Consider the following 13,391-nt stretch of genomic DNA (forward strand, 5'->3'; position numbering starts at 1 on the left):
TTTACGTTATTTTGAGGCCATTCGCCCTAATAACGCAAATATTTTCTAACGTGATTAAACCATGTACATTCCGCCGTTGACGTGGAGAGTTTCACCAGTGATGTAACTCGCTTCGTCAGAGGCTAAAAATGCAACCGCGCTGGCGATTTCTTTAGGGTCGCCTAAACGACCCGCCGGAACTGCCGCCAGCGTACCCGCACGCTGCTCATCGGTCAGCGCACGCGTCATGTCCGTTTCAATAAAGCCCGGAGCAACAACGTTTACAGTAATTCCGCGGGACGCAACTTCGCGTGCCAGCGACTTACTGAAACCGATCAGACCTGCTTTCGCCGCAGCGTAGTTAGCCTGACCAGCATTTCCCATGGTACCAACCACAGAACCGATAGTGATAATACGCCCATGACGCTTCTTCATCATAGCTCGCATTACCGCTTTTGACAGACGGAACACAGATGACAGGTTGGTTTCGAGAATATCGCTCCACTCATCATCTTTCATTCGCATCAGTAAGTTGTCGCGAGTGATTCCGGCATTATTGACCAGAATATCCACTTCGCCAAATTCTGCGCGAATATTTCCCAGAACAGATTCGATAGATGCAGGATCGGTCACATTCAACATCAGACCTTTACCGTTCGCACCCAGGTACTCGCTGATCGCCTGCGCGCCGCTTTCGCTGGTCGCGGTGCCGATCACTTTCGCGCCGCGCGCGACGAGGGTCTCAGCGATAGCACGGCCAATACCGCGGCTTGCACCAGTGACCAGTGCGATTTTTCCTTCAAAACTCATGGTATTCCTCTTCTTACTGCGCGAGTGCCGCTGACAGTGCTTCCGGCTCATTAATGGCCGATGCGGTCAGGGTATCAACAATACGTTTGGTCAGACCGGTAAGAACTTTACCCGGGCCGACTTCATACAGGTGCTCAACGCCCTGGGATGCCATAAACTCAACCGTTTTGGTCCACTGAACCGGGCTGTACAGCTGGCGAACCAGCGCATGGCGGATGGCTTCTGGCGCGGTTTCGCACTGCACATCAACGTTATTCACCACCGCAATGGTCGGCGCGTTGAAGGTGATTTTTTCCAGCTCGACCGCCAGCTTCTCGGCAGCAGGCTTCATCAGCGCGCAGTGCGACGGTACGCTCACCGGCAGCGGCAGCGCACGTTTGGCGCCCGCAGCTTTACAGGCTGCGCCTGCACGTTCAACCGCTTCTTTATGACCGGCGATAACCACCTGGCCCGGCGAGTTGAAGTTTACCGGAGAAACCACCTGGCCTTCTGCCGATTCTTCACAGGCTTTGGCAATGGAAGCATCATCCAGACCAATAATGGCCGACATGCCGCCCGTGCCTTCCGGCACCGCTTCCTGCATAAATTTGCCGCGCATTTCAACCAGACGCACGGCATCAGCAAACGCAATCACCCCTGCGCAAACCAGCGCAGAGTATTCACCCAGGCTGTGACCAGCCAGCAGCGCTGGCGCTTTGCCGCCCTGCTGTTGCCATACGCGCCACAATGCGACCGATGCGGTCAGCAGTCCAGGCTGGGTCTGCCAGGTTTTATTCAGCTCTTCGGCTGGCCCTTGCTGGATCAGCGCCCAAAGATCGTAGCTCAGGGCATCCGACGCTTCACGGAAGGTCTCTTCGATGACCGGATACTGCTCCGCTAAGCCGGACAACATTCCAACGGCCTGAGAACCCTGACCGGGGAACACAAAAGCAAATTGCGTCATTTTTTTATCCTTATACTAGAAACGAACCAGCGCAGAACCCCAGGTGAAACCGCCCCCGAAGGCTTCGAGCAAGACCAGTTGGCCTCGTTGAATTCGTCCATCGCGTACCGCTTCGTCAAACGCGCAGGGCACTGATGCTGCAGACGTATTGCCATGACGATCCAGGGTCACCACAACGTTATCCATAGACATGCCAAGTTTCTTCGCCGTGGCGCTGATAATACGCAGGTTCGCCTGATGTGGCACCAGCCAGTCGAGGGCGGAACGCTCCAGATTGTTTGCTTCCAGCGTCTCGTCAACGATATGCGCCAGCTCTGTTACCGCCACCTTGAAAACTTCGTTGCCGGCCATGGTCAGGTAGATGGCATTGTCCGGATTAACACGATCGGCGTTTGGCAGCGTCAACAGTTCGCCGTAGCTACCGTCCGCATGCAAATGCGTTGAGATGATGCCTGGCTCTTCAGATTGTCCTAACAGGACAGCTCCTGCACCATCACCAAAAATAATGATCGTTCCGCGATCGGCTGGATCGCAGGTACGCGCCAGCACGTCAGCACCGATCACCAGCGCATGCTTCACGGCACCGGATTTCACGTATTGATCGGCGATGCTCAACGCATAGGTAAAGCCTGCGCAGGCAGCAGCAACGTCGAACGCCGGGCAACCTTTAATGCCCAGCATGTTCTGAACCTGGCACGCTGCGCTTGGGAAAGCATGCGTGGCAGACGTAGTGGCAACGATAATCAGGCCGACGTCGTCTTTATCGACACCCGCCATCTCCAGCGCGCGCTGAGCGGCTTCATAGCCCATGGTGGAAACTGTTTCATCTGGCGCGGCAATACGACGTTCGCGGATACCTGTACGGGTGACGATCCACTCGTCAGACGTATCTACCATTTTTTCCAGATCGGCGTTGGTTCGCACTTGCTTTGGCAGATAGCTGCCGGTACCTAAAATCTTCGTATACATGTACGCTCAGTCACTTTTTGCTAATACAGATCCCAGGCGAGCGGCAATCCGCTGTGGGACTTGTCGCTGCACCGCCTGCACTGCCTGTTCAATCGCGACGGCAAACGCTCGCTGATTGGCCGCACCGTGACTCTTAATCACAATGCCGCGCAATCCTAACAGACAGGCGCCATTATACTGGTCGGGGTTGAGGTGACTGAATCGCCGCGCCAGGCTCTTTTGTAGCCAACGCTTTAATAAAATCAGCCACCATGACCGTTTTTTCCCCTCTCCCTGCGATTTAAGCAGAGAAAGAAACATTCTCACCACCCCTTCCATGGTTTTTAATGTAACGTTTCCTGTAAACCCGTCACATACCAGTACATCCGTTTTTCCGGTCAATAATTCGTTGGCTTCGAGATATCCAATATAGTTGATGGATGGCTCATTTTTTAGCCGCTCGGCCGCCTCACGGATGCTGTCGAGACCTTTGGTCTCTTCTTCACCTATATTCAGCAAAGCCACGCGGGGATGAGAGATCCCCACGACTTCCTCTGCCAGCACCGAGCCCATTACGGCAAACTGCGCCAGCATAACACTGTCGCAATCGACGTTGGCACCTAAATCCAGCACCACCGTTTTGCCCTTTTGCTGGTGGGGCAATACGGTCACCAGCGCCGGGCGCTCAATACCCTCAAGGGGTTTGAGCAGTAATTTTGCCAGCCCCATCAGCGCGCCGGTATTGCCGGCGCTGACGCACGCCTGCGCGCGCCCTTCTTTCACCAGCTCCAGCGCGATGCGCATTGAGCTTCCACGACTGCTGCGGATCGCCTGTGAGGCCCGGACATCACTGGCAATAACTGACTGGGCAGGAATAATCTGCAGACGTGAACGTTGTTCGAAGTCAGCTTTTGCAAGTAATGGCGTGATAGCGTCGGGATTGCCGACTAAAAGGAGAGTGAGTTGCGAATTAGAGTTCAGTGCCTGCAATGCTGCAGGCACTGTCACGGAAGGGCCAAAATCTCCCCCCATGACATCTAACGCCAGGGTTAGACGTGTCAAGGTATCGTCGCAGCCTGGTTCGGTATATCCCCGTTTGCACGGGGAAACCCTCACTAAGCCTAATCACGCAAACGCGTGATTACTTAGTGATAACCTTGCGGCCGCGGTAGAAACCGTCAGCAGTGATGTGGTGACGCAGGTGTTTCTCACCAGAAGTCTTGTCTACAGACAGGCTGGTAACTGCAGTCAGCGCGTCATGGGAACGACGCATGCCACGTTTGGAACGGGTTGGTTTATTCTGTTGTACGGCCATGGACCTTACTCCTTAATTACTTACGCTTTAAACTGGCTAATACGGCAAATGGGTTTGGTTTTTGCGCTTCATCAGGCAGTTCCCCAAAGACCATGTCCGCCTCGGACACTTCACAGTGTTCAGAATCATGCACCGGAACTACAGGCAAGGTGAGGATGATTTCATCTTCAACCAGCGCCAGCAGATCGATTTCACCGAATTCGTTAACCTCAATCGGCTCATACGCTTCCGGGAGTGCTTCAGCCTGTTCGTCTGAACGAACCGGACTAAAACAATATGTTGTGTGAACATGAAGTGGGAACGGTTTCCCGCAACGCTGACATTCGAGCGTGACCGACACCTTTGCATCACCGGTAATAACGGCAAGGCGCTGGGGATCGATCTCAAACGACATGGAGCATTCCACATCACTGTCCACACTGACTACGGATTCGGCGACACGCTCAGCCTGATCACGAGTATAGATACCTTCGTAATCAAGGCGTTTTTGAGCCGTACGAACCGGATCAAGAGTCAGGGGTAATTTTACCTTTTGCATAGGGCGCGCATATTAACTTTGTAACGTCATAGAGTCAAAGAAAAAGGCAACCTCAGGCTGCCTTTTGCCATTTATTCGCACACATTGCGGCCCGTAGTTTAAAATGGCTGGCATCGATACGCTATATCTGGTGAAAAAAATATGCCAAATCTCATTCTCGCCTCCACATCACCCTACCGCCGCGTGTTGCTGGAAAAGCTGGGCGTCCCCTTCGAATGCGCCGCGCCGAACGTGGATGAGACCCCACAGCCCGGTGAATCGCCACGCCATCTGGTGGTCCGTCTGGCTCAGGAAAAGGCGAAAAGTCTGGCAGCGCGATTTCCTGACCATTTAATTATAGGTTCCGATCAGGTTTGCGTCCTGGATGGAATGATTACCGGTAAACCGCACACCGAAGAGAACGCCCGCCAGCAGCTGCTGAAAGCGCGCGGCAGTATTGTCACCTTCTACACCGGCCTGGCCCTTTATAATTCGTCTACGGGCCATTTACAGACGGAATGCGAGCCCTTTGACGTGCACTTCCGCCATCTCAGCGAACAGGAAATTGACGACTACGTGCGAAAAGAGCGGCCGCTAAACTGCGCGGGCAGCTTTAAAAGCGAGGGGCTGGGAATTGCATTGTTTGACAGGCTGGACGGGCGCGACCCGAACACGCTGGTGGGATTACCGCTGATTGCGCTGTGCCAGATGCTGCGCCGGGAGCATTACAACCCGTTGATGGCGTAATTTATGCCGGGTGGCGCTACGCTTACCCGGCCTACAAGACCGTAGGCCCGTGCAAGCGCAGCGCCGCCGGGCAACTACCCGCGCAGAACTTTCAGACAGCGCTTCAGCTGCTCATCCAGCGGGGCTTCGATACGCATCACCTCGCCGGTACCCGGGTGGGTAAACTTCAGCGCGGCGGCATGGAGGAACAGACGGGACAAGCCTGTACCGGCCAGCTGCTTATCGAACTCACGGTCGCCATAGCGATCGTCGAAGGCTATTGGATGACCAGCATGCTGTGTATGAACGCGGATCTGGTGGGTACGTCCGGTCACCGGGCTGCAGCGCACGAGGGTGGCAAATTCATAACGCTCTTCCACCTTGAACCGGGTTTCAGACGGTTTGCCTTCCTGACTCACGCGAACGATACGCTCACCGCTTTGCAGAATGTTTTTCAGCAGCGGCGCCTGCACCACTTTGACATGGGATTGCCACTGTCCGCGCACCAGCGCCAGATAATCCTTTTGCATTCCTTTCTCACGCAGCTGCTCATGCAGCGAACGCAGCGCGGAACGCTTTTTGGCGACCAGCAGTACGCCGGAGGTGTCGCGGTCAAGGCGATGAACCAGCTCAAGGAAGCGGGCTTCCGGGCGCAGCGCGCGCAAACCTTCAATCACGCCGAAGCTCAACCCGCTGCCGCCGTGTACGGCTGTACCTGAGGGTTTGTTGAGCACCAGAATATGATCGTCTTCATATAAAATCACATTCGTCAGCGCGGCGACTTTATTCAGATGCGGCGACACCGCTTCCTCTTCCCGTTCGGCGACGCGCACGGGCGGGATGCGCACTTCATCACCCGCTTCAAGTTTGTATTCAGGTTTAATGCGCTTCTTATTTACCCGCACCTCACCCTTACGCAGGATGCGATAAATCATGCTCTTTGGCACGCCCTTCAGTTGGGTGCGCAAAAAGTTGTCGATGCGTTGCCCCGCTTCATCTTCGGTGATGGCAACCATTTTTACGGCTGGAGTCTCTGTTTTCATGGGGGGCGATTCTAATTATCGTCAGCCATTAGCGCCACTCATTTTTCTATGCTTATATTTACCTTTACCCGGTCAGGGTTTCGTTCACGCAATCGATTTGGTGGTTATTAAACCAATCATTCGAAAGAAGTGAAGAAACTGTGAGTAACCGGGTGATAATTGGTAAAAGTCATCTTGCTATAACCCGGTTAGCAATGGAATAATGCTGCTGTTTTCCGCGTTAAATCCGGGTTTTGTAAGGATATCGACGGAATGACCAATTTTGTCTGACCGATCATCCACGCAGCAATGGCGTAAGACGTATTGATCTTTCAGACAGTTAGCGGGCTGCGGGTTGCAGTACTTACCGGTAAATGGAATCTTCTCTGGAGAGTTTTACCCAGGCTATTCCCCTGATAATCGCGCTGTATTTCCGTATGAAATACAGGCAACCGACACTTTGCGCCTCTTAAGCGAGCGACAACCGTGAGGTTGGCGACGTGAATAGACACGAGGCCATCGGTTCATACCCCGGAAAGCGTCACCTTGCCCGCAGCTTAGTCGTCAATGTAAGAATAATGAGTAAGTTACGATGAAAAGAATGTTAATCAACGCAACTCAACAAGAAGAGTTGCGTGTCGCCCTTGTGGATGGGCAGCGTCTGTACGATCTGGATATCGAAAGTCCTGGACACGAACAGAAAAAAGCGAACATTTACAAAGGCAAAATCACCCGCATTGAACCCAGCCTTGAGGCCGCATTCGTTGACTACGGTGCCGAGCGTCATGGTTTCCTCCCCCTGAAAGAGATCGCTCGCGAGTACTTCCCTTCCAGCTATAACGCCCATGGCCGCCCAAACATCAAAGATGTGCTGCGTGAAGGTCAGGAAGTTATTGTTCAGATCGATAAAGAAGAGCGTGGCAATAAAGGCGCCGCGCTGACCACCTTTATCAGTCTGGCAGGCAGCTATCTGGTACTGATGCCAAACAACCCGCGCGCGGGTGGTATCTCACGCCGGATTGAAGGCGACGACCGTACCGAGCTGAAAGAAGCGCTGGCCAGTCTCGAACTGCCAGATGGCATGGGCCTGATTGTTCGTACCGCAGGCGTAGGCAAATCTGCCGAAGCGCTGCAGTGGGACCTCGGCTTCCGCCTGAAGCACTGGGAAGCCATTCAGAAAGCCGCTGAAAGCCGCCCTGCTCCATTCCTGATCCACCAGGAAAGCAACGTCATCGTGCGTGCCTTCCGCGACTATCTGCGTCAGGACATCGGTGAAATTCTGATTGATAACCCGAAAGTGCTTGAGCTGGCTCGCCAGCACATTGCCGCGCTGGGTCGTCCGGATTTCACCAGCAAAATCAAACTGTACACCGGTGAGATCCCGCTGTTCAGCCACTACCAGATCGAATCGCAGATTGAATCCGCCTTCCAGCGTGAAGTGCGTCTGCCTTCCGGTGGCTCAATCGTTATCGACAGCACCGAGGCGCTGACCGCTATCGATATCAACTCCGCGCGTGCAACCCGCGGCGGCGATATCGAAGAAACGGCGTTCAACACCAACCTCGAAGCGGCCGATGAGATTGCGCGTCAGCTGCGTCTGCGTGACCTGGGCGGCCTGATCGTTATCGACTTCATCGACATGACGCCGGTACGTCACCAGCGTGCGGTAGAAAACCGCCTGCGTGAAGCAGTGCGTCAGGATCGTGCGCGTATCCAGATCAGCCATATCTCCCGTTTTGGTCTGCTGGAGATGTCCCGTCAGCGTCTGAGCCCGTCCCTCGGTGAATCCAGCCACCACGTCTGCCCACGCTGTAGCGGCACCGGCACCGTGCGTGACAACGAATCTCTGGCGCTTTCTATCCTGCGTCTTATCGAAGAAGAAGCGCTGAAAGAGAACACCAAAGAAGTACACGCCATTGTGCCTGTGCCGGTGGCCTCCTACCTGCTGAACGAAAAACGTGCCGCGGTAAGCGCTATCGAAGCCCGTCTGAGCGGCGTACGCTGCGTGATCGTGCCTAACGACCAGATGCAAACCCCGCACTACTCCGTGCTGCGCGTGCGCAAAGGCGAAGAGACATCCACCATCAGCTACATGCTGCCTAAGCTGCATGAAGAGGCGATGGCTCTGCCGTCCGAAGAAGAATACACCGAGCGTAAACTTCCGGAGCAGCCAGCGCTGGCGGCATTTGTCATGCCAGAAGCCCCACCTGCGCCTGCGCAGGAGAGCGTGGTAGCCCAACCAACAGCAGCTAAACCGGCAGCAGAAGTGAGCCAACCGGCTGCGCAGCCAGGTCTGCTGAGCCGCTTCTTCAGCGCGCTGAAGAAGATGTTTGCCGGCGAAGAGCCGCAGCCAGCCCCTGCGCCAGTTGAGAAGAAAGAAGAGAAACAAGAGCGTTCACCGGATCGTCGTAAGCGTCAGAACAACCGTCGTGACCGCAACGAGCGCCGCGATAACCGTTCCGAGAATAACGAAGGTCGTGAAGGCAGCGAAAGCCGTGACAATCGCGAAAGCCGTGATAATCGTGACAACCGCGAAGGTCGTGAACGCCGCGAAGGTCGTGACGATAACCGCCGCAACCGTCGCGAGAAGCCGCAGCAGAACGCGGAAGATCGTGAAATTCGCCAGCCGGTCAGTGAAGAGGCTGATAAAGGCAGACAGCGTGATGAGCAGCAGCCACGCCGCGAGCGCAACCGTCGTCGTAATGATGACAAGCGCCAGGCCCAGGCGCAGCAGGAAGTTAAAGCGCTGAATCGCGAAGAAGAGACCGTGCAGGATGGCGAGCAGGAAGAACGCGTTCAGGTCATGCCGCGCCGTAAGCAGCGTCAGCTGAACCAGAAAGTGCGTTTCGAGTCTCAGACCGAAGAAGCGGCTGTTGAAGCAGTAGCGCCGCAGGTTGAACCGGCCCAGAGCACCGAGCTGGCGAAGGTCGATCTGCCAGCGGTTATTGAAAATGCACCTGAGCAGGAAGAGACCAGCGAAGGCCGTGACAACGCCGGTATGCCGCGTCGTTCACGTCGCTCCCCGCGTCACCTGCGCGTAAGCGGTCAGCGTCGTCGCCGTTATCGTGACGAGCGTTACCCGCTGCAGTCACCGATGCCGCTGGCTATCGCCTGTGCGTCACCAGAAATGGCCTCCGGTAAAGCCTGGATCCGTTATCCGGTTGCCCGCCCTCAGGAGCAGCAGTTTGACGAGCAGAACGCTGCTGTCGAAGCGGTTGTCCCGGTAGCGCCGGTCGTTGATGAGGTTATCACCGAGGCTGCGGCAGTCGTTATCCCTGAGCCGCAGGTTGTTGAAGTTGAAACTTCACATCCGGAAGTGATTGCCGCGCCTGTAACCGAACAGCCGCAAATCATCGCCCCTGAAGACGTGGTTGTCGCAGAACAGGTTGTGGAAGACGTTAAGGCTGCCGAGCCGGTTGAAATCACCGTGGAAACCGTTGAGCCACAGCCGGTAGTGGAAGTTGAAGTGGAAACTGACGTTCAACCTGAAGTTGAAATTGAGGTTGAACCTGTTGCTGAAGCTGAACCTGAAGTCGCTGAAGTGAAAGCGCCAGAAGTGAAGCCAGAGCCAGAAGTGAAGCCAGCGCCAGCCGCTCAGGTTAACGCGGATCTTCACCACGCCACTGCGCCAATGACCCGCGCGCCGGCTCCGGAATATGTTCCGGAAGCACCGCGTCACAGCGACTGGGTACGCCCGGCGTTTGATTTCGACGGTAAGGGCTCTGCTGGCGGTCACAGCGCCACCCACCAGGCCACAGCCCCAGCCACGCGTCCACAGCCGGCTGAATAAGCCCGCTTAAGCGCAAAAGCCGACCTCCGGGTCGGCTTTTTTATTGCTTCTGCTCAGGCCTGCGCATCCCCGCGATTTCAGGCATCACTTCTCTCATCATCTCCAGAAAGCGGCGAAGACGTGCCGGATAGTACCGTGACCACGGATAGACCAGATGAACCGGCAATGCGGCCGGTTGCCAGTCGGGCAGCAGATGCACCAGCCTGCCCTCACGGATGTCGGCTTCAACCGTCCAGCTTGATACCACGGCAACGCCCAGTCCAGTTAATGCGCTTTTACGCGCCACGTACAGGCTGTCGGTACTGAGCCGGGGAGAAATAGCCACCCGCAACGGTTGCGACGCCCCCGTGCTGAACAACTCCACGTGCTGACGATAAAAGGTATTAAGTGCCACCCAGGGCAGCGCAGAGAGATCTTCCGGCTTCCCGACCGGCGCATGACGTTCGAGCAGTCCGGGCGAGGCAACGATACTGCGCGGAACCTCGGCCAGTAGCACCGACACTGTACCTGGGTCGATCTCCGCCCCGACCCGGATGGCGCAGTCGATATTATCGCTCATGAAATCGGCCGAGCGATCGTTAAGCATCCACTCCACATTCAGCCGGGGATAGCGCAGCAGAAACGCCGTTAACGGCTCCAGCAGCTGCTCCTGCCCGAAGGCGTGGGGGGCGCGAACGCGAAGCACGCCTACCGGTTCATCTTCCGTCTGCCCGACTTCATCTTCCAGCGCATGCCAGCTATCGATCACCTTTCGGGCATGCTGATAGCAACGTTCCCCGTCATCGGTCAGCTTCATGGCATGGGTGGTGCGCAGGATCAGACGCACGCCGAGCAGCGTCTCAAGCGATTGCAGGCGGCGACTCACGGTGGCTTGGGTGGTTGCCATCTGCACGGCAGCGGCGGAGAGGGAGCCTGTCTCGATAATGCGCACGAAGGTTCGCATCAGCTCGACCCTGTCTATACGCTCTGAACGTTTCATAATTTATCCGGTTATACGTTACACGTATAAGTGTTTTAACACTGCGCCCGCTACCACCGCAAGCAGGGCTGGTAAAGAATAGCGACACACCCGAAATGAGGAACTGCATATGAACACCAGCACCCTAACCCCAGCCGTCAGCCGTTGGGTCATTTTTATCCTCGCCATTGGCGCAGGATTTAGCGTCGACTCCATCTATTATGCCCAGCCGCTGCTGCCGCTGATGGGTACCGATCTGCATCTCAGCATTGAAGGGATGGGGATGGTGCCTACGCTCACCCAGGCAGGCTATGCGCTGGGGATCCTGTTCCTCCTGCCGCTGGGCGATCGCTATGACCGTCGCACCCTGATAGTGGTAAAAAGTATCGCCCTGGCGGGGCTGCTGCTGGCCTGTAGCCTGACGGGGCAGATTCACTCCCTGCTGTTGGTCAGTCTGCTGATTGGGATGGCGGCCACCATGGCGCAGGATATCGTTCCGGCGGCGGCTATTCTTGCCCCGGCAGGCAAACAGGGGAAAACCGTCGGGACGGTCATGACCGGCCTGTTGCTGGGGATCCTCCTCTCCCGTACGGTAAGCGGCGTGGTGGGTGAAGCCTTCGGCTGGCGTGTGATGTATCAGCTGGCGGCAGGTAGCATTGCGGTCCTTGCCGCAGTCATGTGGCTGATTCTGCCCCGCTTCGCGGTTCCTTCGAACCTGCGTTATCCGGAGCTGATGCGTTCCATGGCGCACCTGTGGCGTCGCTACCCGGCTCTGCGCCGTGCCGCCCTGGCTCAGGGCTTCCTCTCCATCGCCTTCAGCGCCTTCTGGTCTACGCTGGCGGTAATGCTGATGGAACACTATGGGCTGGGCAGCGCGGTTGCCGGAGGATACGGCATTGCCGGTGCCGCAGGAGCCCTGGCCGCCCCGCTTGCAGGTGGTCTGGCGGACAAACTCGGTGCCGGTAAAGTCACCCAGCTCGGTGCCGCGCTGGTGACCGTTTCTTTCGCCCTGATGTTCCTGATGCCCGCTCTCGGCGTACAGGGCCAGTTAGTCCTGATTGCGGTCTCCGCGGTGGGCTTTGATCTCGGCCTGCAGTCAAGCCTGGTTGCTCACCAGAATCTGGTTTATGGTCTGGAGCCGCAGGCACGTGGCCGCCTCAATGCCCTACTCTTCACCGGCGTGTTTATCGGGATGGCGCTGGGTTCAGCGCTGGGTAGTCAGCTGTATACGATGGCAGGCTGGCCGGGCGTGATTGCCCTCGCGACGGTGACGGCAGGCGTGGCGCTCGTTATTCGTCTCACCGAAAGCGCACGTACCCAAACCTCAGTAATGCAGAATTCCTGAAAAAAAATGCCCAATCCGCGAAAACGGGTTGGGCATACAGAACATAACCAGTTTCAAGTCATGTCCAAAGGTCAAGTCAGTTATTTATTAAGCTGGAACAGAGACATACCCTGCATATCGCTGAACGCTTTATAGGACGCCTGAAGCGCAGCCTGCTGCATCACATAGGATGAAATCGCTGAGTTCCAGTCAACGTCCACCAGGTCGCTCATCTGCTGGGTAAGACCTAAAGCACGGTCGCTGCCCAGGGAATCGAGCGAACTAAGCTCGGTCAGTTTAGTTCCGAGATCGGCGCGCACGGTCAGCACATTGTCCAGTGAATTACGCAATCCGCGGTTTGCCTTATCAATATCCAACGTCATCTGATCGGCTTTATCCTGATCGCCTTCAACCGGGGTTTTCAGCGCAGCAATCACGTTATCCAGAATTTTAAACATATTTTTTTCTGGCGTAGCATCACCCGGTTCTGGTGCGGCATTACTGGTAAAGGATTCAAACACGTCGCTACCGGTATGGCTAATCTGCATGGTACGGGCAGAATCGACCTGCTGACTGATTGGCGTGTCGCCGCCAGCATACTCGCCGGTAGCTTGATCGAACGCCGCAGTATCGGTTTTATAGCCCGCAAAAATATAGCGGCCATTGCCGTCGGTACTGTTCGCCAGGTTTACCAGCTGATCGCGAATACCCTGCAGATCGGTGGCAAGCGAGTTGCGGTCGTTGTCACTCAGGGTGCCGTTGCCCGCATAGACAATCTTTTCCTGCGCCGATTGCAGCGCCGTGGTCACCTGGCCCAGCACGTTCTCTTCCAGCGATACCTTCTGCGTGGCAAAAGAGCGGGCCAGGGTGTACTGGCTGTTTTGCGCCTGAGACTGGGAAACAACTACCGCCTGCGACGCGGCAATCGGATCGTCTGAAGGACGGTTAATACGTTTGCCGGTGGACATCTGCTCACCATAACTCAGCCACTTGCTCTGGGATTCGGTAACCCCACGCATGTTCTGCTCATACATCATCTGGGTACTGATACGCATCGTT

Annotated in this window: 12 protein-coding genes; 3 read left to right on the forward strand and 9 right to left on the reverse strand. The window is 56.0% G+C overall.

What is annotated here, in order from left to right; translation table 11 throughout:
- Positions 1-54: 54 nt before the first annotated feature.
- From fabG to yceD, 6 genes are all read right to left on the reverse strand, one after another.
- Positions 55-789, reverse strand: coding sequence for a 3-oxoacyl-ACP reductase FabG (gene fabG, locus LRS40_RS21455; RefSeq protein ID WP_032617552.1), 735 nt, complete (start codon positions 787-789; stop codon positions 55-57).
- Between the two features lie 13 nt (positions 790-802).
- Positions 803-1,732, reverse strand: coding sequence for an ACP S-malonyltransferase (gene fabD / locus LRS40_RS21460; RefSeq protein ID WP_231312624.1), 930 nt, complete (start codon positions 1,730-1,732; stop codon positions 803-805).
- A gap of 15 nt (positions 1,733-1,747) precedes the next feature.
- Positions 1,748-2,701 (reverse strand): beta-ketoacyl-ACP synthase III, encoded by a 954-nt coding sequence (locus LRS40_RS21465; RefSeq protein WP_142489079.1) that lies wholly within the window; start codon positions 2,699-2,701, stop codon positions 1,748-1,750.
- A gap of 6 nt (positions 2,702-2,707) precedes the next feature.
- Positions 2,708-3,742, reverse strand: coding sequence for a phosphate acyltransferase PlsX (gene plsX, locus LRS40_RS21470; protein ID WP_221888527.1), 1,035 nt, complete (start codon positions 3,740-3,742; stop codon positions 2,708-2,710).
- Positions 3,743-3,821: 79 nt separating this feature from the next.
- The gene (gene rpmF, locus LRS40_RS21475) at positions 3,822-3,995 is read right to left on the reverse strand and encodes a 50S ribosomal protein L32 (RefSeq protein ID WP_003857964.1); all 174 of its coding nucleotides are present in this window, start codon (positions 3,993-3,995) and stop codon (positions 3,822-3,824) included.
- A gap of 16 nt (positions 3,996-4,011) precedes the next feature.
- Positions 4,012-4,533 (reverse strand): 23S rRNA accumulation protein YceD, encoded by a 522-nt coding sequence (gene yceD, locus LRS40_RS21480; RefSeq protein ID WP_142489077.1) that lies wholly within the window; start codon positions 4,531-4,533, stop codon positions 4,012-4,014.
- A gap of 141 nt (positions 4,534-4,674) precedes the next feature.
- Here yceD and LRS40_RS21485 point away from each other — a divergent pair, with 141 nt between their 5' ends.
- Positions 4,675-5,259, forward strand: coding sequence for a nucleoside triphosphate pyrophosphatase (locus tag LRS40_RS21485; protein WP_142489076.1), 585 nt, complete (start codon positions 4,675-4,677; stop codon positions 5,257-5,259).
- A 74-nt stretch (positions 5,260-5,333) separates the two neighbouring features.
- On the opposite strand, the gene rluC is transcribed toward LRS40_RS21485, so the two are convergent.
- The gene (gene rluC / locus LRS40_RS21490) at positions 5,334-6,281 is read right to left on the reverse strand and encodes a 23S rRNA pseudouridine(955/2504/2580) synthase RluC (protein WP_142489075.1); all 948 of its coding nucleotides are present in this window, start codon (positions 6,279-6,281) and stop codon (positions 5,334-5,336) included.
- 571 nt (positions 6,282-6,852) lie between these two features.
- Here rluC and rne point away from each other — a divergent pair.
- On the forward strand, positions 6,853-10,050 hold the full coding sequence (rne, locus tag LRS40_RS21495) for a ribonuclease E (RefSeq protein ID WP_231312625.1): 3,198 nt from the start codon (positions 6,853-6,855) through the stop codon (positions 10,048-10,050).
- A gap of 40 nt (positions 10,051-10,090) precedes the next feature.
- Here rne and LRS40_RS21500 read toward each other — a convergent pair whose 3' ends face one another.
- A complete protein-coding gene (locus LRS40_RS21500) occupies positions 10,091-11,029 on the reverse strand; it encodes a LysR family transcriptional regulator (RefSeq protein WP_231312626.1) in 939 nt (312 codons plus the stop codon).
- 109 nt (positions 11,030-11,138) lie between these two features.
- Here LRS40_RS21500 and LRS40_RS21505 point away from each other — a divergent pair, with 109 nt between their 5' ends.
- Positions 11,139-12,353 carry an MFS transporter gene (locus LRS40_RS21505; RefSeq protein WP_231312627.1) on the forward strand — a complete coding sequence of 405 codons (1,215 nt, stop codon included), beginning with the start codon at positions 11,139-11,141 and terminating at the stop codon, positions 12,351-12,353.
- A gap of 80 nt (positions 12,354-12,433) precedes the next feature.
- On the opposite strand, the gene flgL is transcribed toward LRS40_RS21505, so the two are convergent.
- Positions 12,434-13,387 carry a flagellar hook-associated protein FlgL gene (gene flgL, locus LRS40_RS21510; RefSeq protein ID WP_231312628.1) on the reverse strand — a complete coding sequence of 318 codons (954 nt, stop codon included), beginning with the start codon at positions 13,385-13,387 and terminating at the stop codon, positions 12,434-12,436.
- Positions 13,388-13,391: the final 4 nt, after the last annotated feature.

This window comes from Leclercia sp. G3L (assembly GCF_021117075.1).
Lineage (GTDB): Bacteria > Pseudomonadota > Gammaproteobacteria > Enterobacterales > Enterobacteriaceae > Enterobacter > Enterobacter adecarboxylatus_C.